The sequence below is a fragment of the Kribbella capetownensis genome (genome assembly GCF_004331485.1).
Classification (GTDB): Bacteria; Actinomycetota; Actinomycetes; order Propionibacteriales; family Kribbellaceae; genus Kribbella; species Kribbella capetownensis.
The window spans coordinates 237,000-260,215 of the sequence record NZ_SJKD01000011.1 but is presented as its reverse complement, the minus strand read 5'-3'; the positions used below and the strand labels follow the sequence as shown (position 1 = coordinate 260,215).

Annotated in this window: 23 protein-coding genes; 9 read left to right on the top strand and 14 right to left on the bottom strand. The window is 66.9% G+C overall.

Annotated elements, in window-relative coordinates:
• Positions 1 to 7 precede the first annotated feature (7 nt).
• On the bottom strand, positions 8 to 376 hold the full coding sequence (locus E0H75_RS37760) for an ArsR/SmtB family transcription factor (RefSeq protein WP_131518508.1): 369 nt from the start codon (positions 374 to 376) through the stop codon (positions 8 to 10).
• Between the two features lie 81 nt (positions 377 to 457).
• Here E0H75_RS37760 and E0H75_RS37755 point away from each other — a divergent pair, with 81 nt between their 5' ends.
• Entirely contained in the window at positions 458 to 1,858 is a 1,401-nt protein-coding gene (locus E0H75_RS37755; RefSeq protein ID WP_131518507.1) for an FAD-dependent oxidoreductase, read from the top strand.
• A gap of 27 nt (positions 1,859 to 1,885) precedes the next feature.
• Here E0H75_RS37755 and E0H75_RS37750 read toward each other — a convergent pair whose 3' ends face one another.
• From E0H75_RS37750 to E0H75_RS37725, 6 genes are read right to left on the bottom strand one after another with little or no spacing between them, the layout of a single operon-like run.
• Positions 1,886 to 2,638: an SDR family NAD(P)-dependent oxidoreductase gene (locus E0H75_RS37750; protein WP_131518506.1), complete on the bottom strand. Its 753-nt coding sequence runs from the start codon at positions 2,636 to 2,638 to the stop codon at positions 1,886 to 1,888.
• The gene (locus E0H75_RS37745; RefSeq protein WP_131518505.1) at positions 2,635 to 4,080 is read right to left on the bottom strand and encodes an ABC transporter substrate-binding protein; all 1,446 of its coding nucleotides are present in this window, start codon (positions 4,078 to 4,080) and stop codon (positions 2,635 to 2,637) included. The genes E0H75_RS37750 and E0H75_RS37745 overlap by 4 nt, the downstream gene beginning before the upstream one ends.
• Positions 4,081 to 4,105: 25 nt before the next feature.
• The gene (locus E0H75_RS37740) at positions 4,106 to 4,978 is read right to left on the bottom strand and encodes a carbohydrate ABC transporter permease (RefSeq protein WP_131518504.1); all 873 of its coding nucleotides are present in this window, start codon (positions 4,976 to 4,978) and stop codon (positions 4,106 to 4,108) included.
• Positions 4,975 to 5,949: a carbohydrate ABC transporter permease gene (locus E0H75_RS37735; RefSeq protein WP_131518503.1), complete on the bottom strand. Its 975-nt coding sequence runs from the start codon at positions 5,947 to 5,949 to the stop codon at positions 4,975 to 4,977. Before E0H75_RS37735 ends, E0H75_RS37740 begins: the two co-directional genes overlap by 4 nt.
• A gap of 7 nt (positions 5,950 to 5,956) precedes the next feature.
• Entirely contained in the window at positions 5,957 to 6,793 is an 837-nt protein-coding gene (locus tag E0H75_RS37730) for an aldo/keto reductase (RefSeq protein ID WP_131518502.1), read from the bottom strand.
• Between the two features lie 18 nt (positions 6,794 to 6,811).
• A complete protein-coding gene (locus E0H75_RS37725; RefSeq protein WP_131518501.1) occupies positions 6,812 to 8,530 on the bottom strand; it encodes a GH39 family glycosyl hydrolase in 1,719 nt (572 codons plus the stop codon).
• Positions 8,531 to 8,743: 213 nt separating this feature from the next.
• Here E0H75_RS37725 and E0H75_RS37720 point away from each other — a divergent pair, with 213 nt between their 5' ends.
• A complete protein-coding gene (locus tag E0H75_RS37720) occupies positions 8,744 to 9,424 on the top strand; it encodes a GntR family transcriptional regulator (protein ID WP_202873371.1) in 681 nt (226 codons plus the stop codon).
• Positions 9,425 to 9,769: 345 nt separating this feature from the next.
• Positions 9,770 to 10,690, top strand: coding sequence for a DUF4394 domain-containing protein (locus E0H75_RS37715; protein WP_131518500.1), 921 nt, complete (start codon positions 9,770 to 9,772; stop codon positions 10,688 to 10,690).
• A gap of 189 nt (positions 10,691 to 10,879) precedes the next feature.
• On the opposite strand, the gene E0H75_RS37710 is transcribed toward E0H75_RS37715, so the two are convergent.
• From E0H75_RS37710 to E0H75_RS37700, 3 genes are all read right to left on the bottom strand, one after another.
• Positions 10,880 to 11,557, bottom strand: a complete 678-nt coding sequence (locus tag E0H75_RS37710; RefSeq protein ID WP_131518499.1) for a cytidylate kinase family protein — start codon at positions 11,555 to 11,557, stop codon at positions 10,880 to 10,882.
• Between the two features lie 465 nt (positions 11,558 to 12,022).
• Positions 12,023 to 12,388, bottom strand: coding sequence for a hypothetical protein (locus tag E0H75_RS37705; RefSeq protein ID WP_131518498.1), 366 nt, complete (start codon positions 12,386 to 12,388; stop codon positions 12,023 to 12,025).
• Positions 12,389 to 12,508: 120 nt separating this feature from the next.
• A complete protein-coding gene (locus tag E0H75_RS37700) occupies positions 12,509 to 14,197 on the bottom strand; it encodes a lytic transglycosylase domain-containing protein (RefSeq protein WP_131518497.1) in 1,689 nt (562 codons plus the stop codon).
• A 152-nt stretch (positions 14,198 to 14,349) separates the two neighbouring features.
• Here E0H75_RS37700 and E0H75_RS37695 point away from each other — a divergent pair, with 152 nt between their 5' ends.
• The 6 genes from E0H75_RS37695 to E0H75_RS37670 all read left to right on the top strand — a co-directional run bounded on the left by E0H75_RS37695 (position 14,350) and on the right by E0H75_RS37670 (position 19,039).
• Entirely contained in the window at positions 14,350 to 15,780 is a 1,431-nt protein-coding gene (locus E0H75_RS37695; RefSeq protein WP_131518496.1) for an alpha-amylase, read from the top strand.
• A gap of 50 nt (positions 15,781 to 15,830) precedes the next feature.
• Positions 15,831 to 16,661: a DUF1028 domain-containing protein gene (locus E0H75_RS37690; RefSeq protein WP_131518495.1), complete on the top strand. Its 831-nt coding sequence runs from the start codon at positions 15,831 to 15,833 to the stop codon at positions 16,659 to 16,661.
• Positions 16,658 to 17,035, top strand: coding sequence for a serine hydrolase (locus tag E0H75_RS37685; protein WP_131518494.1), 378 nt, complete (start codon positions 16,658 to 16,660; stop codon positions 17,033 to 17,035). The genes E0H75_RS37690 and E0H75_RS37685 overlap by 4 nt, the downstream gene beginning before the upstream one ends.
• Before the next feature lie 10 nt (positions 17,036 to 17,045).
• Positions 17,046 to 17,240 (top strand): hypothetical protein, encoded by a 195-nt coding sequence (locus E0H75_RS37680; RefSeq protein ID WP_131518493.1) that lies wholly within the window; start codon positions 17,046 to 17,048, stop codon positions 17,238 to 17,240.
• Positions 17,241 to 17,375: 135 nt separating this feature from the next.
• Entirely contained in the window at positions 17,376 to 18,674 is a 1,299-nt protein-coding gene (locus E0H75_RS37675; RefSeq protein WP_131518492.1) for a serine/threonine-protein kinase, read from the top strand.
• Between the two features lie 62 nt (positions 18,675 to 18,736).
• Positions 18,737 to 19,039: a hypothetical protein gene (locus E0H75_RS37670; RefSeq protein WP_131518491.1), complete on the top strand. Its 303-nt coding sequence runs from the start codon at positions 18,737 to 18,739 to the stop codon at positions 19,037 to 19,039.
• A gap of 6 nt (positions 19,040 to 19,045) precedes the next feature.
• Here E0H75_RS37670 and E0H75_RS37665 read toward each other — a convergent pair whose 3' ends face one another.
• The 4 genes from E0H75_RS37665 to E0H75_RS37650 form a co-directional block, all read right to left on the bottom strand.
• On the bottom strand, positions 19,046 to 19,876 hold the full coding sequence (locus E0H75_RS37665; protein WP_238163513.1) for a sigma-70 family RNA polymerase sigma factor: 831 nt from the start codon (positions 19,874 to 19,876) through the stop codon (positions 19,046 to 19,048).
• A gap of 209 nt (positions 19,877 to 20,085) precedes the next feature.
• Complete coding sequence (locus tag E0H75_RS37660) at positions 20,086 to 21,243, bottom strand: serine/threonine-protein kinase (RefSeq protein WP_238163512.1); 1,158 nt, start codon at positions 21,241 to 21,243, stop codon at positions 20,086 to 20,088.
• A gap of 209 nt (positions 21,244 to 21,452) precedes the next feature.
• Complete coding sequence (locus E0H75_RS37655; protein WP_131518490.1) at positions 21,453 to 22,118, bottom strand: GAF and ANTAR domain-containing protein; 666 nt, start codon at positions 22,116 to 22,118, stop codon at positions 21,453 to 21,455.
• 40 nt (positions 22,119 to 22,158) lie between these two features.
• Positions 22,159 to 23,175: a DNA topoisomerase IB gene (locus E0H75_RS37650; RefSeq protein ID WP_131518489.1), complete on the bottom strand. Its 1,017-nt coding sequence runs from the start codon at positions 23,173 to 23,175 to the stop codon at positions 22,159 to 22,161.
• Positions 23,176 to 23,216 lie beyond the last annotated feature (41 nt).

The following is a 23,216-nucleotide window of genomic DNA, read 5'->3' as shown; positions in this document are numbered from 1 at the left end:
AGGATGCTCAGCGGGCCGGGATGGGCTCGGGGACGGCGAGGAGGGACGAGATCCACTGCAGTCGTTCAGGCACCGGCCAGTAGTAGACCCAGGTTCCGCGGCGCTCGCAGTCGACCAGACCGGCCTCGCGGAGCACCTTCAGGTGATGCGAGATCGTCGGGCCGCTGACGTCGAACTGGGGCGTCAGGTCACAGACGCAGATCTCGTCTCCCGCCGACGTGATCATCGACAGCAGTCGCAGCCGGATCGGGTCGGCCAGCGCCTTGAACACCGTCGCCCCCTCGGCCGCACCGGCCGCATCGAGTGCGGCGTCGGAGATCGGCGCACAGCAACCACTGCTCGACACCGGCATCAGCACGATCTCCTGTTTCGACATATATCTATCTTGACTCTTGTCTAATCACGAGGCAAGGTGGGCATGGCTGATTAGATGATCTTCTAGACAGGGAGTGGGATCGTGAGCGAGCAGACAGCGGCGCCGGTCGTCGTCATCGGGGCAGGTCCGATCGGGCTGGCCGCGGCCGCGCATCTGGCCGAGCGCGGGCTGGACTTCGTCGTACTGGAAGCGGGATCGAGTGCCGCAGCGGCGATCGAGGAATGGCGGCACGTCAAGCTGTTCAGCCCGTGGCGCTACGACATCGACTCCGCGGCCCGGCGGCTGCTCGAACAGGCGGGCTGGACCGAACCGGACCTCGGCATCCTGCCGACCGGCGGCGACCTCATTGACGCCTACCTGGAGCCGTTGACCAAGACCCCGGAGATCAACGACCGCATCCGCTACAACTCCCGGGTTGCCGCGGTGACCCGGGTCGGCTTCGACCGGATTCGGACCGCGGGTCGCGAGGCTGCGCCGTTCCTGATCCGTCTGTCCGACGGCAGCGAGCTGCTCGCCTCAGCGGTGATCGACGCAGCCGGTACTTGGAGCAGGCCGAACGTGCTCGGTGGTTCCGGCATTCCGGCGCGGGGCGAGACCGACAGCGCGGACGGCATCGCCCACGCGTTGCCCGATGTGCTCGGCGTCGAGCGGGACCGCTACGCGGGACGCCGTACCGCCGTCGTCGGCGCAGGTCACTCGGCCTCGACGACTCTCCTCGACCTCGGGCAGCTCGCGCAGGAGGTCCCCGGCACCGAGGTCGTGTGGGTCGTGCGCGGAACCGACCAAGCCCGCACCTATGGCGGCGGCGAAGCCGACGAACTCCCCGCCCGCGGCGCGCTCGGGACCCGGCTGAGGAAGCTGGTGCAGTCCGGCCACGTCCAACTCGTCAGCGCGTTCCGCACCGAGACGATCGCCAGTACGCCGGATGGCCGGGTCGAACTGACCTCCGGCGATCGTCACGTGGTCGCAGACACGGTGGTGAACTCCACCGGATTCCGTCCCGACCACGAGTTCGTCTCCGAACTGCGGCTCGACCTCGACCCGATCATGGGATCGACCCGTGCGCTCGCACCGCTCATCGACCCGAACAGGCACTCCTGTGGCACCGTCCCGCCGCACGGCGTCGACGAGCTCGCGCATCCCGAACCCGGGTACTACGCGATCGGCGCGAAGTCCTACGGCCGCGCACCGACGTTCCTCCTCGCGACCGGCTACGAACAGGCCCGCTCCGTAGTCGCCGCGCTCGCCGGAGACTGGGAGGCCGCCCGCAACGTCCAGCTCGACCTCCCCGAAACCGGCGTGTGCTCCTCCAACCTCGCCTACGGCGGCACCGACAACGAGGCCGGCGGCTGCTGCGGCCCCGCACCCCAAGCAGTCGAGCTCTCCGCACCGACGGGTCGCGGTCTGGCCACCGGCATCAGCGGCGGCCTCCTCACCGTCATCGACGACACCCCAACCCAACAGTCCAGCTGCTGCGGCTGACGACAGTCACCAGGTCAGACGCCGACGTCAGTGCATGTAGAGGCCTCCGTCTACGTTGAGGGTGTGGCCGGAGATGTAGCCGGAGGCTTCGGAGGTCAGGAAGGCTATGGCCGTGGCTACGTCGTTCGGGGTGCCTACTCGGTTGACCAGGAGGTCGTTGATCATGGCTTCTCGGCGGTCGGGGGTCAGGGGGCCGCCCATGATGTCGGTGTCGATGGGGCCGGGGGCGATGGCGTTGACGGTGATGTTGTGGGGGCCTAGCTCCCGGGCGAGGGCTCGAGTGAGGCCGATGACGCCGGCTTTGGCTACGGAGTACGGCGTTTTGCTGTACGTGCCGCCGCCTCGTTGGGCCGACGTCGAGGAGACGCTGACGATTCGGCCGTAGTTGTGGCGGACCATGGATTCGGCGACTCTCCGGGTGACGTAGTGGACGCCGTTCAGGTTGATGTTGATGACGCGGTGCCACTCGTCGGACGTCAGTTCGAGGTACGGGACGGGTGAGCTGACGCCGGCGATGTTGGCCAGCGCTGCCAGTGGTGGCAGCGCGGCTTCCAGTTCGTCGATCGCCGTACGGACCTGGGTTTCGTCGGACACGTCGGCTGCTACGGCGTGGGTCGTGACGTTGTGCTTCTCGGTGATCTCATCGGCCAGAGCGCGGCTGCCCTCCACGTCGATGTCGAGGATGCCGATGTTCCAGCCTTGTTCGGCGAGGACCATGGCCGTCGCGCGTCCGATGCCCCGCGGTGATGCTGCCCCGGTGACGACTGCAGTAAGACTCATTTGGCTCCCTCGTAGTCCTGTCCGGGCTTCCAGTCGGTGAAGACGTAGTCGTCCTCCGAGACCTTGGCTCCGGCGGCCTTCGCCTTCTGCAGCGCCTGGGCCCGGTCGGCGGTCGTGGCGTCGCTCAGCTTCTTCAGCTCGGCCTTGAGGTCGCTGATCGATCCGCCCAGGTAGCCCTGGACGATGTTGCCGACGTGCGGGGTGACCGGCTTGCGGTACGCATCCACCTTCGCCTGAGCCGGGTTCTTCACGATCGCCTGCGGCATCAGGAACACGTTGGCCTTGCAGAAATCGACGCCCTTCTTGTACGCGTCGATCGCCTTCGACGACGCGACCAGGTCGAGATTGAGCGGCGGCTGGTCCATCGCCTCGATCATCCCGTTCTGGTACTCGTCGGACATGAACGACGCGAGCAGCTTCCCGGCCGCGTCCGGATTCTTGCTGTCCGCGGAAACGAAGTACCCCGAGGACGGCCGGCCGCGGTAGCAGAAGGGCTGCACGTCGGCCGTCGGCGCCAGCACCCACCCGGAGGCGAGTTTGTCGACGATCGGCGGGGCGAGCGCCTTCGATCCACCAGCACACCAGATGCCGTCGATGAAGGTCCCGACCGCACCGGAGGCGAAGCGGGTACGGGCGTCGACGACTCCGAAGTTGTTCGACCCCGGCATGATCAGCTTGGCGTCGTTCAGTTCCTTGAGGAACTCGATCACCGTGACGTAGGCGTCGTGGTGGTAGGCGTACTCACCGGTGGTGAACTGCAGACCCTGGTAGCCGGGGAAGCCGGCCGTCTGCGCCATGTCGTCGATCTGGTCGCGGATGCGCCCGCCGTCGGCACCGATCGCCAGCGTCAGCGGCTGGAGCCCGGCCCCCTTCAGCTTCCCCAGGGCGTCCTTGAAGCCCGGGTAGTCCTTGGGCACGTTGTTCGGGTCGAGCCCGGCCTTGCCCCAGTGATCCTTGTTCACCCACACCAGCGTCGAGCTCTGCCGGAGGCTGAACATCGGGAACCCGTAGAGCTTGCCGTCCAACTGGGTGATGCCCTCGGTGAACGCGTCCTTGGGCAGCTTCGACTTGACGTCGGCCGGCAGCGTGATCTCGTGCACCCACTTGCCACTGACCAGGGCCGACAACGGCAACCCGACCACGTTGGAGTAGATGTCGGGCATCTTGTTCGCCTGATGCGCCAACTGGAACGCCTGCGGTGCTTTGGACGCGTCGTAATAGGTGTGCGCGACGTTGGCCTTCAGCGCCGACGACTGGTTCTTCGCCCAGTCGTCGTTGAGACGTTTGAACGAACTGAAGTGATCCCACCAGGCCAGCGTTCCGGTGGCGCCGCCGCCACTCGTACTGCCGGACTCGTCGGTCGAGCTGCTGCATCCCACCGCGGCGCCGGCGACGGCAAGTACCGATGCGCCGAGCAGACTGCGACGTGTCATTCCGGTCATGATCGTTCCACTCCTTCGGGTGTTGCTAAGACTTGACTGCGCCGGAGATTCCCTCGACGAAGTAGCGCTGCAGGAAGATGAAGAGCACCACGACCGGGACGATCGAGATCACGCCGGCCGCGGCCATTCCGGACCAGTCGGTCGCGGTCTCCCCGACGAACGCCTGCATGCCCACGCTCACCGTCCGCAGATCGGGCCGGCTGAAGGTGAACACCAAGGGCAGGAAGAAGGCGTTCCAGGTGGCGATGAAGGTGAGTACTGCGACAGTCGCCGTGACCGGCATCGCCAGCGGCAGCATCACCGAGAAGAACGTCCGGACGAAGCCGGCCCCGTCGACGAGCGCGGCCTCCTCCAGCTCCCGGGGGATCTGCCGGAAATAGCCGTAGTACAGCAAGATCGCGGACACGTACGCCCCACCGCTGAGCGCCAGGATCATGCCGCTCAGTGAGTCGATCAGGTGCAACTGCATCGAGATCTTGACCACCGGGATGATCGTGTAGCCGGTGGGTACGAAGAGCGTCGCGACCAGGATCCCCAGGAAGAGCTTCGATCCGCGGAATCGGTAGCGGGCCAGGACGTAGCCGGCCAGGGCGCAGCGGACGGTGACGATCACGACCGTGATCACGGTGACCAGGATTGTGTTGATCAGGTACCGGCCGAAGTGCGCGTCGTTCCAGGCCCGCGCGTAGTTGTCCCAGACGAACTTGTCCGGCCACAGCCGCAGGCCGCCGGAGAACATCTCCATGCTGTCCTTCAGCGATGCCGACAGCATCCACAGGAACGGGAAGATCCAGACCAGCGCGATGCCGACCAGGACCAGCGCGGCGATCCACCACGGCAGTCGAGACAGAATGCGTCGTTGCCGGTCCGAGCGTTCGACGGTCAGTTCAGCGGTCATCGCTGTTCACCTCTCAGCCGACGGCCGGTGTACAGGGCCCACAGCTGGAGGGCGCCGACGATCGCGACCAGCAGCCCGAAGACCACGGCGGCCGCGGACGCGTGCCCCAGTTGCGGGATCGGGGCGGCGAACGCCCACCGGTAGATGTAGATCTCGATGATCTCGGTGTGGAAGTACGGCCCACCCGCGGTCAGCGTGTACATCAGATCGAAGTTGTGGAACGTCTCCTCGATCGTCAGCACGGTGATGATGATCAGGAACGGCTTAAGCATCGGCAGCGTGATGTGCCGGAAGAGCTGCCAGGTGCCTGCGCCGTCGATCCGCGCCGCCTCGTACAACTCGTACGGGATCGTCTGCAGCGCCGCAAGCCAGTAGATCATCGTCACGCCGAAGAACTTCCAGATGTACAGGACAGCCGCGGCCGGCAGCGCCAGGTGCTGGTCGCCCAGGAAGTCGACGCCGCCGAAGCCGAGCTTGGCCAGTACGGAACTGACCGGGCCACTGGCCGGGTCCAGGACGAAGCGCATCACCACGCCGATGATCGCCGTCGTGGTCACCACCGGAATGAAGAACGCCGATCGCAGTACGCCGATCAGCGGCAGCTTCGGCGAGTTGAGGATCATTGCCATCAGCAACGTGAGCAGAACCCGGGCCGGCACCACCAGCAGCATGAAGAGCAGCGTGACCTTGAACGAGTTCCAGAACAGCGGATCGGCGAAGACCTCGCGGTAGTTGCTCAGACCAACGAACTTCTGGCCGGAGTCGAATCCGTTCCACTCGACCAGCGAGTACCAGTAGCTCGCGATGATCGGGTAGATCGTGTAGAGGCCGTACAGGACCACGGTCGGCAGCAGGAAGACCCAGATCCAGGTGGTCTTCTGCCAGCCGTGACGCGGTCGGTCGACGGCCGCCGTGGCGGACCTCGATCGGCGGTCCTGCCGCCGGCTGAGTTGCACAGATCTGCTCGTCATCGTCGGGCTACCTGATCTGGCTGATCGCGAACGTGCGCGGGTCGTTGCCGAGCCGGTTGCCGTTCTCCAGCGCGGTGACGGACGCGACCTCGGCGTCGGTCAGCTCGAAGCCGCCGAGTTCGAAGTTGGCGCGGATCCGCTCGGGAGTGACGGACTTCGGGATGACGATGTGCCCGAGGTGCAGATGCCAACGCAGTACGACCTGGGCCGGCGTCACATCGTGATTGCTCGCGATCGACGCCAGGACAGGATCATCGAGGTCGCCACCTTGGCCGAGCGGCGAGTACGCCTCGACCGCGATCGACCGCTCGCGGCACAACTCGGTCAGTTCGCCCTGCTGGTACGTGGGGTGGAGCTCGATCTGGTTGACCGCCGGAACGACCTCGCCCTCCTTGGCCAATCGGTCCAGGTGCTCGGCAAGGAAGTTCGACGTACCAATTGCCCGTACGCGCCCCTCGGTGTGGATCCGCTCCAGGGCACGCCAGCTGTCGACATAGAGATCGGCCGTCGGATTGGGCCAATGCAGGAGATACAGGTCGGCGTAGTCCAGTCCGAGGCGCTGCAGCGTTTCGTCGTACGCCGTCAACGCCGATTCGTACCCGTGCTCGCCGTTGCGGAGCTTGGTGGTGACGAACAGCTCCTCGCGAGGCAGCCCGCTCGCCCGCATGGCCGCGCCGACACCGGCCTCGTTGTTGTACGCCGCCGCCGTGTCGATGTGCCGGTAGCCGATCTCGATCGCCTGCTCGACCGCGCGTTGTGTGTCGCTCAGCGGGACCTGGAAGACGCCGAAGCCGCGCTGGGGAATCCGTACGCCGTTGTTCAGCGTGATCACATTCTGGTCCATCGTCAGCCCTCTCGCCCGTCAGCTGCTCGGCTCGAGGATCAGCAACGATGCCGAGGGCAACGGAAGTGTGACGTCCAGAGACACGTCGCCGTCCACCCTGAGGCTGCGTTCGGCTTCGAACTCCTCGAGACCCTGCCGGCCGGTGATCGTGGCCAGCTGTTCGGCGGTTGGGTCCTGGGGCGAGCCGAGCTGCTGCCAGACGGTGAAGGAATTGCTGTGGTCGGCGTCGATGCGCAGATGCCGCAACCGGTAGGACCCAGCCGGCAGGTTGCGTACGGTCACGCTCACCGGTGTCAGGTCCTCGCTGGTCTGATACTGGTCATCGATGTGCCGCCAGAGCAGTACGGCGACGCTCCCGTCCTCCGCCCGCGAGGCGAGGGCGTCGACCTCCTCGGGCATGCTGCTGCCGTCGGTGTGCTCGAGTTCGCCGACCTGCCAGGCCGCGTCCGAGGTTGTGCGCAGCCGGTTGGGACCGAGCAGCGACAACATCCGATAGGCGTTGAGGAACGGCTTTTCGACACCGCCCGCGGTGAGGAAGGACCGGGTGCCTTCGAAGTAGCGTTCGGCCTCGAAGTAGAAGCTCCACGAGGTGGCGTAGGCGACCTTGGCCGGCTCGGTGGCGTTCAGGTCCAGGATCTTCTTCATCAGCTTCGCCTGGAAGACCGGGTAGTACTCGGTGTTCTGGAAGCTGTAGTTGCGGTTGTCGTAGCGTCCGAAGTGCGCCGGCACCGCCGCGTCGCACTCGTCGACGATCACCGGCAGGTCGGCGTACGCCTCGTACGAACCGATCAGCCGGTTGAACTCGCGCAGGTCGTACAACATCTTGGTCGACGACGGGCTGAGCTGCTCGGCCGCGGGCTCGGCGAACGGCCGGTAGTCGCGGGTCGGGAAGCGGGAGCCCTTGGTGTGATAGGCGATGAAGTCCAGCGGTTCGTCACGGCGCGACGTGTAGTCGAGGAAGCCCCGCAGGAACTCCAGTCCGCCGCTGGTGACGGCCGGACCGCCGACCTTCGCCTCGGGCAGCACGGTCCGGATCGCTTCGACGGTTGCGGTGTACAGCTCGTTGTACTGCTCGAGAGTGCCGCGCCAATAGCTGATGTCCGGCTCGTTCCACAGCTCCCAGAGCCAGGTCTTCACCTCCGCCTCGCCATACCGATCGATGCAGTGACGAACCGTGGCGCTGATCAGACCCGCCCACTTGGCGTAGTCCTTGGGCGGATACCCCCAAGCCCCCGCCTCGTAGTTGGTGTACGCCGTGGGGCTCGGTACGACGGTCAGCTCAGCGGCCTCGGGTGGCAGCAGATCGCGCGGGGTGAAGCCGAGTTCCACCAGCAGGTGGTGTCCGGCACCGACGATCGCGTCGTACGCCTGGTCCAGCAGGGTGAAGTCGTAGTACGGATTGCCGTCGGCGTCTTCGTGGTACACGTTGCCGTTGCTCCAGTGCGGGATCCCGAAGCCGCTGCCGGAGCAGTACATGTAGTGCGGCCGGACGAAGTACCCGCCGCCGGAGAAGTCGGTGAAGGTCTTCAGCAGCCGCTTGCCGGTCGGCGTGTACGTCCAGTTGAACTCGTCGTAGCCGAAGCTCTCCCAGATGCGCGTCAGCGGACCCTCGATCTCCGCGGCGTCGACGTCGACCGTCGCCGTGGTGACGTGCGGCGCATCGGGATTCCGGGGAGCGGCCGGCGGAAACGGGCCGAGTGACTTGCGTCCGGTGTGAACCGCTGTGTCGGTGGTCATCGTCGTCGTGACCTCTCTGCCCTGGGGGTCGGGCTGCCTCACGGTCGGCCGGCTGCGGCGCCGGCCCTGTGCCTGAGTGGAGGTTCCGAGTCTGCTCTTGCGATTGATTTACTGTCAATGACTTACTGTTTACAATCTACAGATAGCCCTGACAGGGGTTAGAGTCGTCCTACTTCGGATACTGGCGGTAACTGCTTCGAGGAGGTGGTCGGCATGATGTCCGACGACGTCGTGCCCTCGCTGCCTTCGCAGCGCGCTCTTGGTGACCTGGTCACCGACGTACTCCGGGAGATGATCACCGGCGCCAGGTTCCAGCCGGGGCAGCACCTCAAGGAGACCGAGCTGGCCGAGGCGCTGAAGGTCAGCCGCGGGCCGATTCGGCAGGCGCTGGCACGGCTCGAGGAAGAGGGCCACGTCGAGCTGCGGCGGCACCGCGGCGCGTTCGTCAGCACCTTGACGAAGACCGACGTCGAGGAAGTGCACACCCTCCGCGGCGCCATCGAGAGACTGGCCGTCAGCCGCGCGTGTACACGGATGCAGGGTCGGGGATTCGCCGAGATGGACGCGGTCCTGGAGCAGATGAAGAGCGTCGACACCAAGATCGTCCCGGAGGACGCCGTACGACTGGACCTCCAGTTCCACGACATCATCTACGCCTACTGCGACCACGCCCGCGTGCAACGCGTTTGGGAGTCGATCCGCGGCCAAGTGACGGTCTTCCTCCGCGCCCGCAACGCGAGCTTCCCCGACTTCCTCGACGTCGGCTACAGCGAACACAAAGAACTACGAGACGCTCTCGCCCTAGGCGATCCCCAAGCCGCCCAAGACGGCATAGACAAACACATCCTCGGCGCCTACGAACGCCTGAAACGCCTCAACCTCCCCGACCGCTGACACCCACCGATCCCACCACGGATGGGTTGAGTCGACCCGCCTGTATAGCAGGGGGCCGCTCCCCCGTCGAGGTCGCTTCGCGCTCCCGACCTGCCCTTCACCTGCGCCTTCTCATCCCCTGCACGGCCGGGGTGCGCACTCCTTGAACGGTTGAGCTAGGCGGAGAACTGCGGTGGGGTCAGGCGGCTGGGGCGGGCGTTTGTCGGACGTGGTTGGGGTTGCGCACATCCGGTTCGTTGGCGGCGGCGAAGTGGGGATGACACTTCCGGAGTTGGGCCCGCCGGTGGTGTTGCCGGCGACCGGACGCGTGGGGTGGACGGCGCCGCTACTGAGAGGTGAATCGGCATGTATCAACCACGACGACGTGTTCGTATCGTCGCCGCGACGCTGGCGGCGATCGCGTTGCCTGCTACGGCTTTGGCGCTCAGCGGTGCGACGCAGGCGACGGCCGGCGACAGCGTGGCCACGACTGTGGCGGGTCCGGCAGCCAAGAGTCCGTCCCAGAGTTCTGATGTGGTCGGGCTGACTGACAAGGGGCGGCTGGTGAAGTTTCGGTCGGCTGACAGGATTCGTAGCGCGGCGCGGGTGCTGGGGTTGAAGGATGATCGGCGGCTGGTGGGGATCGACTTCCGGGTTCAGGACGGGAAGTTGTACGGCGTTGGCGATCGCGGAGGGATCTACACGATCAACACTGGGGCGTACTTCGGGCGTGCCTCGAAGGTGTCGCAGCTCAGCGTGGCGCTGGCCGGGCAGAACTTCGGCGTCGACTTCAACCCGGCGGCGAACCGGCTGCGCGTGATCAGTGATACCGGCCAGAACCTACGCCACAACATCGACGATCCCGCTGGTGCGCCGGCGGCGGGCGTGACTGCTGTCGACGGCACGCTGGCGTACCCGGGCGTACCGCCTGCTCCGGCGACGACGGCGACCGGGGTAACGGCGGCGGCGTACACGAACAACGACCTCGATCCGAACACCGCGACGACCCTGTTCGACATCGACACCATGCTCGACCAGGTCGTGATTCAGTCGCCCGCGAACGCCGGACTGCTCGCGCCGACCGGCAAGCTGACGGTCGATGCCGGTCCGTGGGCCGGGTTCGACATCTCCACGCAGAACGGCGGCAACCGCGGGCTCGCAGTACTGAGCACCGGCGACCGGATGCGGCTGTACGACATCGAGCTGACCACCGGTAAGGCGACACGGCTCGGATCGTTCCCGCGTGACTTCCAGGTTGTCGACCTGGCCATTCCGCTCGGTCGATAGCTCGCACGCGAAGGGCTCCGGTGGTGCTCTACCGGAGCCCTTCATTGACCTCGGTCGACGTTCGCGCCGAGGTGCTCGAGGGTGCCGTAGCCGCCGATGCGGATCATGACCAGATTCACGGTGCTCCAGCAGAGCGCTTCGCAGATCTGCGCTTCGGGCCGGCCGAGCTGTCGGAAGGTGCAAGAAGGGTCAGTGTGGTTGAGCTTCCCAGGCTGGGTGGTGGGGGTCGTCGTTGTGGACGACGATGTCGGCCTGGTCGGTCGGGCGGACCGTGTCGAAGTAGAACTGCTGGGACGGGATGTAGCGGCTGCGATAGCGGCGTTCGACCTCTGTCGCGGATCTGGACGGGGTCTGGTCTCGGGTCCGGGCACGGTCCAGCGTGTTCTCGAACGGGGCGGAGACGAAGATGCGCAGGTCCCACCGGTCGATCAGTTCCGGGCGCATCAGGAAGACGCCGTCGAAGAGCAGTACGGCGTCAGCGGGTGCTGTCACGATCGGCTCGGACCGCGGAGTGTCCGTGACCTTGTCGTACACAGCCTGCCGAAACCTTCGGTCTCCACCTGGGCCGAGCGGATCGAGCAGTGCCTTGTGCATCGCATCGAAGTCGAAGCTGTCGTGATAGCAGCCCTCGGCGGAGTCCTCGCCGCGCCGATACCGTTGTGACCGCGGCGTCAGGAAGTCCTCGATCGTCGCGCGGATGACGTCCCGGCCCTGCGCGCGCAGTACGAGGGCAAGCTCATCAGCCAACGTGGTCTTGCCCGCAGCCGGCGGCCCATCCACGGCAACCCGCGTCGGATGCGCGTTCGCAACGGATCCGACCGCCGCAGCCAGACGGCCAAGGAGCTCACTTCGAGTTCCGTTCTCCATGTACTGCCGCCGATCCTCCGTCGTGATTCCCGCGTCGCGCTCACCCTATGTGGGTCGCGGCACGCAGCTTCGCGGACCGGCTGTCACCCGCGGCGGATGAGGCGCGTATCGGTCAGGCCGTAGAGAATCGGCCGGGATCGGGAGGGGTCGGGATGTGGTACTTGTTCATGTTTGCTGGGCTGGCGATTCTTTGTGTGGTTGTGGTTCTGATTCGGAATGCCCGGGTCAAGGCTCGGGAGGGGACCGCGGCAGCGGCCGGCAACGCTCCTAGTCATGCTGAGGAGGATCGGGCTCGGCGCGAGCGGAAGCGGCGGCGTCAGCAGTCGAAGGCGGACCGCCGGAAGCGTCACTGACCGGCTTGCCAGGCCCCCGTCCTGACCGACGAGTACGGCGCCAAGACCGCCGCGGAACTGTGAGGCCCGGGCTTCGGCGGAGTCGTCGGTCAGGGGCGGGGCTCTCGGCGTACTAGACGCGGATCCAGTCGGTGCAGGTGTCTGGGCCGGTGCCGTGGTTGGTGTTCTCGCACAGCATCATGTAGATGGCGCCGACCGGGAACTGCGCTGTGTCGCACCCACGGTCGCCGCCGTCCCACTCGACTACCGGCTTGCGGTTGGGACCCTGCGTCCAGATGGCGTACACGGCATTGCCGTCGACCTCTCGGTCGCAGACGCTGCCACTGGTGTGCGTCTCGCTCACGGAGATGAAGTCCTTGCCCTGATACGCGTAGTTGTAGTGGGCAGACGCCATCGGAGCCGTTGCCGTGAGCAACGCCGGTACGGCGAGCAGTGCGGTGGCACCGATGGTCAGCCGGCGGATGTTTCCCGTGTTCATGACTCTCCCGAGACGGTTGTCGGAACTGATGTCGGCAAGTCTCGTCAACCGGCCCGGTCGAGTCTTTGGCGTAGCGTGCACAGCTCTTGTACGACGGTGCAGTCCGGAGCGCGTGATCGGTCAGCGGGTGGATCCGCCCGGCGTGTGTTGGGATCCCGGGGCCTTGCACACGTTCTGCGGTGTGCACCGGTCCCGCTTCTTGTCGTCCTGATCGTTGCCGGTCCGGGTCTTGCCGCTCCGGTCGTCACGGTTCTTCTTGGCACGGTTCTTGTTGTCAGGAGCTGCGGAGTCGTCGGGGCAGGTCTCGGAGGGCTGCGCCGGTTTGGTGGATTGGGGTGTGGTGGTTTCGGGGCAGGTGGGTCGGGTCAGGGCTCGGCCGACCACCTGGCGCATCGCTGGCGCCCAGCCGACTGCGGCCGTGGTCGGCTCATGCGTCGGGGTGGGTTTGGTGGATGGTGCCGGGGTTGGAGAGTCGGTCTCCGAGGGCTTCGGCTCGGACGGCTTCGGCGCGGATGGCGCCGGGTCGGACGGGTCGGGCTCGGATGATTGAGTCGGCTTGGGCTCGGATGACCCGGGCTCAGTCGGCTTCGGCTCGGACGGTCGCCTCGTGTCCGGCGCGGACGGGCTGAGGCTGGTTGACGGCGTGGGCTCGGAGGGGCGAGTCTGCGTCGGCTGAGGGTCGGCCGGGGTCGGGCGGGTTGTCGGTCGCGGTGGTTGCGCGACGGGCGGCTTGGCTGACGGTGGTGCAACTGGCTTCGGCCGGTTCGGCGATGGAACCGTCGTCCGTGGTGGAGCCGAGGGCTCGATTGGCTGCGATGGGGCTGGGTTGGCGAGCACGGTTCCGTCGGGCGACGGGCCGGCTGGCCAAGGCAGGAGCGCCGGCGGGTCGGCGGCGGGCTCGTTCGGGAGCAGTTCGCCGGTTGAGGGCAGACCGACTACGCGGCCGGACTGGTACATCCGGGCCAGCCCAAGCACCACTCGGACGTACGAGTCGGCGTTGTTGTAGCGCCGTACCGCCTGCGCCGCCCCGGCTGGGGTGCGGAGGTTCGACGTACCTGTGCAGAGGTACTGCGCAGCGCCCAGTGTGGCGTCGAACATGTTGTTCGGGTCGCCGATGCCGTCGCCGTTGCCGTCCGCGTTCACGGAGCGCCAGGTCGACGGGATGAACTGCATCGGCCCGACCGCACGGTCGTACACGGTGTCGCCGTCGAGCGCGCCGCCGTCGCTGTCGCGGATCACCGCGACGTTCGGCCGGCCGTCCAACGGGATCCCGCGGATCCGCCGAGTCGCCGAGCCGTCGTCGCGCAGCTGGGCGCCGCCGAACCGGCCGTGGTTGGACTCCACTCGTCCGATCGCGGCGAGCAGCGTCCACGGCACTCCGCAGCCCGGGTCACTGGCTGCCAACCGCGCTTCGGCCTGCTTGTACGCCCGTACGGCGACCTCCGGGATCCCGCTCTCGCCGAGCGTCTTGATCACCGGTGCGCCCGAGAGGACCATCGCCACAGGATTCGCCACCCGACCGGGCCCGACGGGGACCGCGGCCAACTGCTCGGGAGCGACGAACTCGGCCAGCGTCTCGTCCTCAATGAACGGATCGGCCGCTGGTGACTCCACAATCCCGGCGGAGGCGTCGTCGTGCCCGCCTGTCACTGGACTGTCCGGGAACGACGACGCCGCCAACGCAGCGAGAGTGATCACCGCGGCGCCCGCGCCCGCCAACTGCCAGCGGCCCTGAGCCGCCGGCCGACCGCGGCGATGCCGTCCGTGGCGTCGTCGTTGGCGTGCCTTGATGAGCTTGGGCACTCGCATGATCCCGATCCCTCCGCCGTCGCAGTCCACTCCCCCAGGCCTCCCGGGGTGTTCGGGGTGGGCCGCGTCGCGGATCGGTCCGACACGCTGCGCGTCCGGACTTTGTCGGAGGGGGATGGTTCGATGGGCCTCAGCCGGTGAAAGGACTCGGGATGATCCGGAAAGCGCTGATCCTCGCCATCTGCCTGTGCCTGCTGCCTTTTAGTACGCGGACCGCCGAGGGCGCCCCGCCCGGGCAACGCGACGTCATCGTCCAACTGTTCGAGTGGAACTGGAAGTCAGTCGGGCAGGAGTGCGGTCAAGTGCTCGGCCCGAAGGGGTATGGCGCCGTCCAGGTCTCCCCGCCGCAGGAGCACGTCGTACTCCCGAGCGCCGGATATCCGTGGTGGCAGGACTATCAACCGGTGAGCTACAAGATCGACAGCACGCGACGTGGCACGCGCAGTGAGTTCATCGCGATGGTGAACAGTTGTCACGCGGCCGGAGTCAAGGTGTACGTCGATGCCGTGATCAACCATATGACCGGGGGCTCGTCAGGTGGGGTGGGCAGCGCGGGATCGTCGTACAGCCACTACGACTACCCGGGCACGTACCAGACCCAGGACTTCCATCATTGCGGGCGGAACGGGAACGACGACATCGTCGATTACGGCGACCGCTACGAGGTGCAGAACTGCGAGCTCGTCGATCTGGCTGACCTGGCGACCGATACCGGCTACGTGCGCGGGCGGATCGCGGCGTACCTGAACGATCTGCTCGCGATCGGTGTCGATGGTTTCCGGCTGGATGCTTCCAAGCACATGGCGGCCGGTGACATCGCCGCGATCCAGGCTCGGCTGTCGCGATCGGCGTACTTGTATCAAGAGGTCATTTACGGGGCGGGTGAACCGATCACGCCGGACGAGTACGTCGGCAACGGGGACGTGCTCGAGTTCCGCTATGGCAAGGATCTGGCGAAGATCTTCAACACCGAGAAGCTCGCGTACCTGCGAACGTTCGCCTCGCCGCTGCCGTCGGATCAGGCGGTGGTGTTCACCGACAACCACGACACTCAGCGCGGCAGCGGAGTGCTGACGTTCCGGGACAACGGGCGTTATGCGATGGCGAACGCGTTCATGCTGGCCTGGACGTACGGGACGCCGAAGGTGATGTCGAGCTACGAGTACAGCTCCAACGACCAGGGACCGCCGTCGGCCGGCGACGGGCGTACGAGCGACACCACCTGCTTCAGCAACGGCTGGCGGTGCGAACACGAATGGCGGGTGATCGCCAACATGGTTGCCTTCCACAACAACACGCGCGGTGCGCCGGTGACCGATTGGTGGGACAACGGCAACGACGCGATCGCGTTCGGGCGCGGCGACAAGGGCTACCTGATCCTGAACGACGAAGGCTCCGCGCTCACAGGCCGCAGCTTCCACACCAGTCTGCCCGCCGGCGTGTACTGTGACGTCTTCCACGGCGACTATTCCGCCGGCCAATGCACAGGACCGTCCTACACAGTCGACGCAGCAGGCTGGTTCAAAGCCGACATCGCCCCCCAAGACGGCCTAGCCCTCCACTCCACCGCCAAACTCTCATGACAGGCCGCGTAGGTTAAGCCGAAGGCTGCGCTGGCGAGTGGAGGAGCGGGATGACGTTTTCGGTTGTGGGGTTTGATTCGGGGTCTGGGTCTTGGGGGGTTGCGGTTGCGTCCAAGTTTTTGGCGGTGGGGGCGGTGGTGCCTTGGGGGCGGGCTCGGGCCGGGGCGGTTGCTACGCAGGCCATGGCTCAGCTTTCGTTTGGGCCGGATGGGCTGGATCTGCTTGCCGAGGGCATCGAGGCTGAGCAGGTGATCGCGCGACTGACCGGTGGGGACGACGAGCGTGAGCACCGGCAGGTTGGGATGGTCGACCGTCAGGGGCGGGGAGCTACGTTCACCGGTGGCTCGTGCATGGATTGGGCGGGTGGGATCGCGGGCGAGGGCTTTGCGGTTCAGGGCAACATCCTCGTGGGTCCACAGGTGGTGGCTGCCATGGCCGAGACCTGGCTGGGAGCCGCTGGAGATCCGTTCGAGCGGCGGTTGCTCGCAACGCTGACGGCCGGCGACCAGGCCGGCGGTGACCGGCGCGGCCGTCAAAGTGCGGCACTGCGGGTGTGGCGCGAGGGAGCGGCGTACGGCGGTGTGCTCGACATCGCCATCGACCTGCGCGTCGACGACCACCAAGCCCCGGTCGACGAACTGGCCCGCCTGCTGGACCTCCACGACCTGTACTTCGGCAAGCCAGACCCGGCAAGCCTCCTCCCACTCGAAGGCGAGCTGGCCACCGAGGTAGCCGCCCTCCTCGAGAAACTCGGCTACACCATGACTAACGCCCTCGAAACCTGGGCCGGCGTGGAGAACTACGAAGAACGGCTGGTGCCCGGCAAGCTCGACCCGGTCGTGCTGGACAAACTCCGCCAAGCCGCAAACACGACCCCGTGACCGCCGACGACCTGCCGGCTGGGGTCGACTGGATCATTCACGGCACTCGGCACATCAGCACTGCGGCTGCGGACGAGTTCACACGCCACGGATTGCCCGCAGACGTTGACGTCCTGAAGATGCGATCCCGGCTCGCCTCTGTCACCAAGCCCATCGTCGCCACAGCCGTCGTACTGGCCTGCCGCCAGTCCCCCGGCGCCTGGGAAACGCCCATCCGCGAGCACTTTCCTGAGCTTCACGCGGTATGGCGGCTGGACCCTGCGATCACGCTCCAAGACCTCCTGAGCCACACCTCCGGTATCGCGGAGCCGTTCGACGAAGCCGCGCAGGCGGACCTCGGCGACGCAGCTCTCCGCACCGGTCGCGCGCACTGAAGACGACGGGGTGAGCTACGGCCTCGGGTTGTTCACCGATGACAAGCGCCGCTTCTTCCTGCACACGGGCGACTGGCACGGCTTCCACACCTGCGCACTGTGGACCGAAGAGACGCAGGAGGCGACGATCGCCTTCTCCCACGGTCCCCAGGCCGGAGCGGCCATCGAACGCCTCCTGCTCACTCGTCTTCAATCGACCGGCTGAGACAGCACCAGTGCGCAGGACCATCGGTTGATGGCGGAGCCGGACCGGCTGATCCGGTTTTGTGTCTGTGGTGGCTGGTTAGGCTGGGCGGTGCGTAGTGGTTCGGTGACGGTAGGGGTGGGTACGGGTGTCAGGATGTTGGTAGCGGAGCGGTACAGGTTGGGCGCCTCGATCGGCCGGGGTGGGATGGGCGAGGTGTTCCGCGGCACGGATGAGCAGTTGGGGCGTCCGGTCGCGGTCAAACTGCTGCTGCCGTCCGACAAGGATCCGCGGGCTGCCGAGCGCTTCCACCGGGAGGCGCGAGCCGCTGCGAGGCTGAACGATCCGCACGTGGTCGCGGTGTACGACTTCGGCAACCACGACGACGGCTTCTTCCTGGCGATGGAACTGGTCGAGGGCGGGTCGGTGGCGGACGAGCTCGCCGAGAAGGGCCCGCTGCCCAAGGATCGGGCAATCGATCTCATCGAGCAAAGCGCCGCAGGGCTGGCGGCGGCGCATCAGCAGGACGTCGTACACCGTGATGTCAAGCCGAGCAACCTGTTGCTGACGACCGACGGGACCGTCAAGGTCGCCGACTTCGGTATCGCTCACGTCCCCGAGGAAGGCGCGACCACGCTGACGGGGACCGGCCAGATCATCGGCAGCGTCCACTACCTCGCGCCGGAACGGGCGCGCGGCGAGCGGTCCGGTAAGCCGGCGGACGTCTACGCGCTGGGTTGCGTGCTCTACCAACTCGTCACCGGCCGGCCGCCGTTCACGGCGGACCATCCGACCGCGATCCTCTACCAGCACGTCGACGCTTCTCCAGGTCAGCCGAGTCTGATTCGCCCCGAGCTCGGCGGCTCCTTCGAGATCGGCCTGCTCGGGATGCTCTCCAAGGATCCCGCTGACCGTCCGTCCGCCGAGGAGGTCGCCACCGGCTATCTCCGTACGGCGAGCGTTGGCGCACCCGTAGGGCCAGAGACAACCAGCCCACTCGAGCCTCTGCAACCGCCGCCGCCCACCCAGAGACGGCGGAACGCCCTGCTGATCGGACTGATCGCGGCCCTCGCGACGGCTGCCGCGGTCATGGCCGGCTTCATCCTCAACGGCAACGACACGCCGCCCCCGACGACTGACGTCGGACCACAAACGACGCCCAGTACGGCGAGGCCGAAGCCAACCACGACCGACCCGTCTCGGTCCGCAACTGGGAATCAGCAGAACGAGACCACGAAGACTCAGCCCACGCAGAGCCCGTCAGTGTCACCCACCCCGTCCGAGACTCCCTCGACCACGCCGTCGGAAACGCCGACCCCGACCGAGCCCACTGAGACCAGCACCACCAGCGAACCCACTGAGTCGACACCGACCTCCCCCTCGAACACACCGCCACCCGAGACCAACTCACCGAGCGGGCAACCGACAGACACGCCACCACCTGGCGCAGAGTAGGAGGCGTAGAAATCCTTGCGGGGGGCACCGAAGATCTGTCCGCGTTTTCGGGGAAGAGGACCGTGAACGAATCCGTCGTTGAGATCAACGGCCATCGGGTCGTGGCTGTGTCGCGGGTGACGACCCTGGCGCGTCTCAGCGCGGGATCGGTCTGCATCCGCTGCGGCGCCCACTTCGTCGACCGGCTGGAGATCGAGAACACCTCCTGCCCGGTCGCGGGGAACACGCACGGTCACGAGCTGTTCACCAATCCCGACGACGGACTCCTGTACTGCCGGCGCTGCCCGCTGGTGGCGTACGACCTCGACGACGTCGCCACCGAACCGCAGTGCCCGATGCCACTGCACGCCTGGCGCGTGCCCTGACCTCGCTCACGCGGCCGTCGGCAACGGGTCGAGCTTCCCGCGGAGATCCCTGAGGATCCTGTTCAGCAACCGGGAGATCTGCATCTGGCTGACGCCGATGTCGTCGCCGATGTCCGACTGCGTCCACCCCTCCACGAACCGCAGCTCCAGGATCCGCCGGTCGCGCGGGTCCAGGTCGTCGACGACCGGGCCGAGCATGTCGACGGCTTCGAGCTGGTCGAAGTACCGGCGGTCACTGTCGTCGGCGACGGTCTCTCCCAACGGGGACTCCGACTCGGTGGCGGGCCGATCGAGCGACAGGACGTTGAAGCATCCTCGCGCCGCCTCGGCACCGTTGACCTCGGTGACCTCGACGCCGATCCGGTCCGCGATCTCCGCGAGCGTGGGTTCACGGTTGAGTTCCTGCTCGAGAATCGGCACCGCGGCGGCGATCATGCCCTGGAGTTCCTGCATCCGCCGTGGGATTCGTACCGTCCAGGAACAGTCACGGAAGTACCGCTTCACCTCGCCGCGGATCGTCGGGATGGCGAACCCGATGAACGGCGTACCGTGGTCGAGCCGGAAGTTGTGCACCGCCTTCAGCAGACCGAGGTACGCGACCTGTTCGAGGTCCTCGTCCTCGGCACCGCGGCCGCGGAACCGCCGCCCGATCCCGCGGGCGATCTCGATGTTCAACTCGACGATCTCTTGGAGCAGCCGCTGCCGCTCGTCCTCGTCCGTACTGCGCTCTCTGACCTCGAACAACGCCCAGGTTGCCGCCTCGCGGCGGGCTCTGTCCTCGGGAGTCAGGCAGTCCTTGCGGACCGGGCTGACCATGGCGGATTCGGTGGGAACCATGAAGCTGACCTCGCGACGTGAGTCACGGCGCAGCCCACCTCCGGACCACGGTCATTACCTACGTCAATCCAGTACCCCATCGCATGCATGGACGCCCGGAACGCGGGTACCCGATGCGCCCAAGGCACGGTCGGTGGAGTGCGGCCAGAACTGCGGGCTGGGTCTCCACCACCGTGCCATCGGAGTACGTACGTCCATGGGCCGCCTCATCAGGGCTTTGGCTTCTTCGGCTTGTCCTGGCCCGGCTTGTCGTCCTTCGGGCGACCAGTGGATCCGGGGTCCGGCGGCTTCGGCTTGCTCGGACCTGACCGCGGCACTGGCCGGAGCGTGGTCGTCTGGGTGACCGTCTGGGTCGGGGCCGGGCTCGGTGGTCGAGACGTCGTCGTGGGTACGGCGGATGGTGGGGTGGTGCGACTGTCGGTCGGGGACAGGTCGTTGGTCGTCGGAAGCTTCACATCCCTGGTAGCGAAGACGATTCCGACAGTTGCCGACAGCATTAACGCCAGTCCTGCGACAACCCCGGCGCGAACCGGCCGCGCGACTGCCCGACGTACGGGCAAAACTCCGGGAACCGGCGGCCGCGCGCCGTCTGTGACCTGGGCCGCGGTCGGTCGCTCAGCCGGGTCCTTCGTGAGCATCCAGAGAAGGAGCGCTTCGACATCGCCGGCCAGTTCAGGCCGGAGTTCGCTCGGCGGCACCGGTTCTCGCCGTACGTGCTGGAACATGATCGACGCCGGCTCGTCGGCGAGGAACGGCGGATGGCCGGTGACCAACTGGTAGAGCACACAGCCGAGCGCGTACACATCGGACGGCGGCTCCGCAGGACGACCCAGCGCGCGTTCCGGCGCGAGAAAGTGACTCGTGCCGACGATCTGCCCGGTCGAGGTCAGCGTGGTGGTGTAGTCCTCGAGAAATCGGACGATGCCGAAGTCGGCGACCTTCACCGTCCCGTCGTCGGCCAGCAACAGATTGCCTGGCTTGATGTCGCGATGCACGATGCCCAGCCGGTGAGCCGCCGCCAACCCAGCCGCAGCCTGCCTGACAATGTGTACGGCGCGATCCGGTGCGAACGGACCCTCGCGCCGGAGCTCGTCGCCGACGCTACGACCGCTGACCAGCTCCATCGCCAGGTAGCAGCAGCCGTCATGGTCGCCGAAGTCGTACGCCGCGACGACGTGTGGATCATGGATCCGCGCGGTAGCACGCGCCTCCCGCAGGAATCGCTCCGACGCCGCGAGCGTCCCCGGAACCGGCAGCATCAGCTTGACCGCCACGTCCCGCCCCAGCACCTGATCCGTCGCCCGGTAGACCTCCCCCATCCCACCGCGACCGATCACCCCCACGATCCGGTACCGGCCTGCAATCACTTCCCCTGCTCGCCTCACCGCCCATCGGTACCCCCGCCACACCGACGTATGTACGCCGGACATCCGCGTTTGGCCGCGGGTACCGGGCGGCCGTACCGCTTCGCGTCGAGCAGCGTCGGCCAGGGCCGAGTGCAGCCAAGCTCGAGAGCCGGGTCTCGTCCTGGCACTGGGGTTCGGCGCTCGGCGCGGAGCACTACCTCGCCCCGCCGTCAGTCGTTGGCGATCAGGCGTCTGGCGACTTCTCGCAGTTTCACGTTGCCGTCCTGGGACAGGCGGGCCAGGAAGGCGAAGGCGCGCTCGTCGGTGAGGTGGTAGCGCTCCATCACGATGCCGACCGCGGTGCCGATGGTGCTGCGGGTCCGGACGGCTTCCTGCAGGTTGTGGATCTCGCGGGCGTAGTCGATGGCCATCGCCGCCTGGTGCCGGAACAGTTCACCCAGGCCACCAAGATCGCTGAAGGCACCGACCTGACGGGCATACAGGTTCAGCGCACCACGCGACTTGGGTGCGTCGAACAGCTGAATGCCGGCCTGGGCATAGAGACCGGCTGCCACCGCGCTCGCGGCGTACCGCGGGAATCGCTCGTCGTGCGCCAGATCGGGTGACGTGATGTGCACGGAATCTGCGGCTGCCTGGTAGCAGGGGCCTTCACGGAGTTCGTACTGCGCGGCGTCGACGCCCCAGAGCAGATCGTCGGTCGGAGCGACCGTCTCCAGCCGGCCGTCGACGTGCAGGATCGTGATGCTCGCGTAGTCTGTGTCCGGCAGGGCTTCGACCGCCGCGGCCGTGATCTGACTCAGCGTGTGGTCGAGGTCGCCGGGAGTCAGCGTCCTCGCCAGTCGCTGGGCCAGGTCCAGGAGCCGGTCGTCAGTCACGACACAGCCAGTACCCGACCGGGTCGACCTGAAGCCCTGTCTACGCGCGAGTGTCCTGGTCCAGGAGGCGGTTGACGGAGCGTTCGAGGGTGGCGCGGGTCTTGTCGTCGTCGAGGTCGGTGCCGGCGTGGTCGACGGCGTCGGTGATGGTGCGGCCGTGCTCGTACTGCTCGACGACGCGCGGATCGACGTACGACGTACGCGCGACCGTCGGGGTGTTGCCGAGATGGTCGGACACCTCCTCGAGCATCTCCTTGACCGCGGTGTTCAGGGCCTTCTTCGTCGTCGGCGGGTCCGCCTCGGCCAGGTCCACCGCGGCGTGCACGGTGGCGGTCCAGGTCCGGAGATCCTTGACCGTGTAGTCCTCTCCGACCAGTTCCTGAAAACGCTCGTTGATCGTGCCCGCGTCGATCTCGTGATAGCCGTCGTCGTCGCGGTACATCAGCAGCCGCGGATTCTTGTGCCGGCCTCGCTTCAGCGACCGTACGGCGGTCACCAGCCGATCGTCGTCCAACTCGATCGTGCGCTGCTGCCCGCCCTTCGCGACGAAGTCGAACACGACCTTGCCCTTGCTGACGCGGACGTCGTCGCGCAGCAACGTCGCCGCACCACGACTGCCGTGTTCCTCCGCGTACTCCGTGTTGCCGGTCCGGAAGACGCCGTAGTCCAGCATTCGCAGGGCCACGGCAAGTACTCGGCTCCGATCGAGACCGCGCTTGCACAGGTCCGCGTCGACCGCCTCCCGGAAGGCCGGCAGTTTGCGCGCGAGCCGCCGTACCCGGTCGTGCTTGTCCTCGTCCTGGGCCGAGCGCCAGTCGTCGTGGTACAGGTACTGCCGCCTGCCCGCCTGGTCCGTGCCCATCGCCTGGATGTGACCATTCGGGTACGGGCAGATCCACACATCGGTCCAGGCCGGCGGGATCGCCAGCGTCCGGATCCGCTCGACCACGTCGGTGTCCTTGAGAACCTTGCCGTCGGCATCCACATAGCTGAACCCACGCCCGCGCCGCCGGCGCGCGAAACCCGGCTCGTCAGGATGGCTCCGCCGAAGTCGCATACGGCCCCGGTACCCGACTCCATGCCCCAGCGATGGGATCG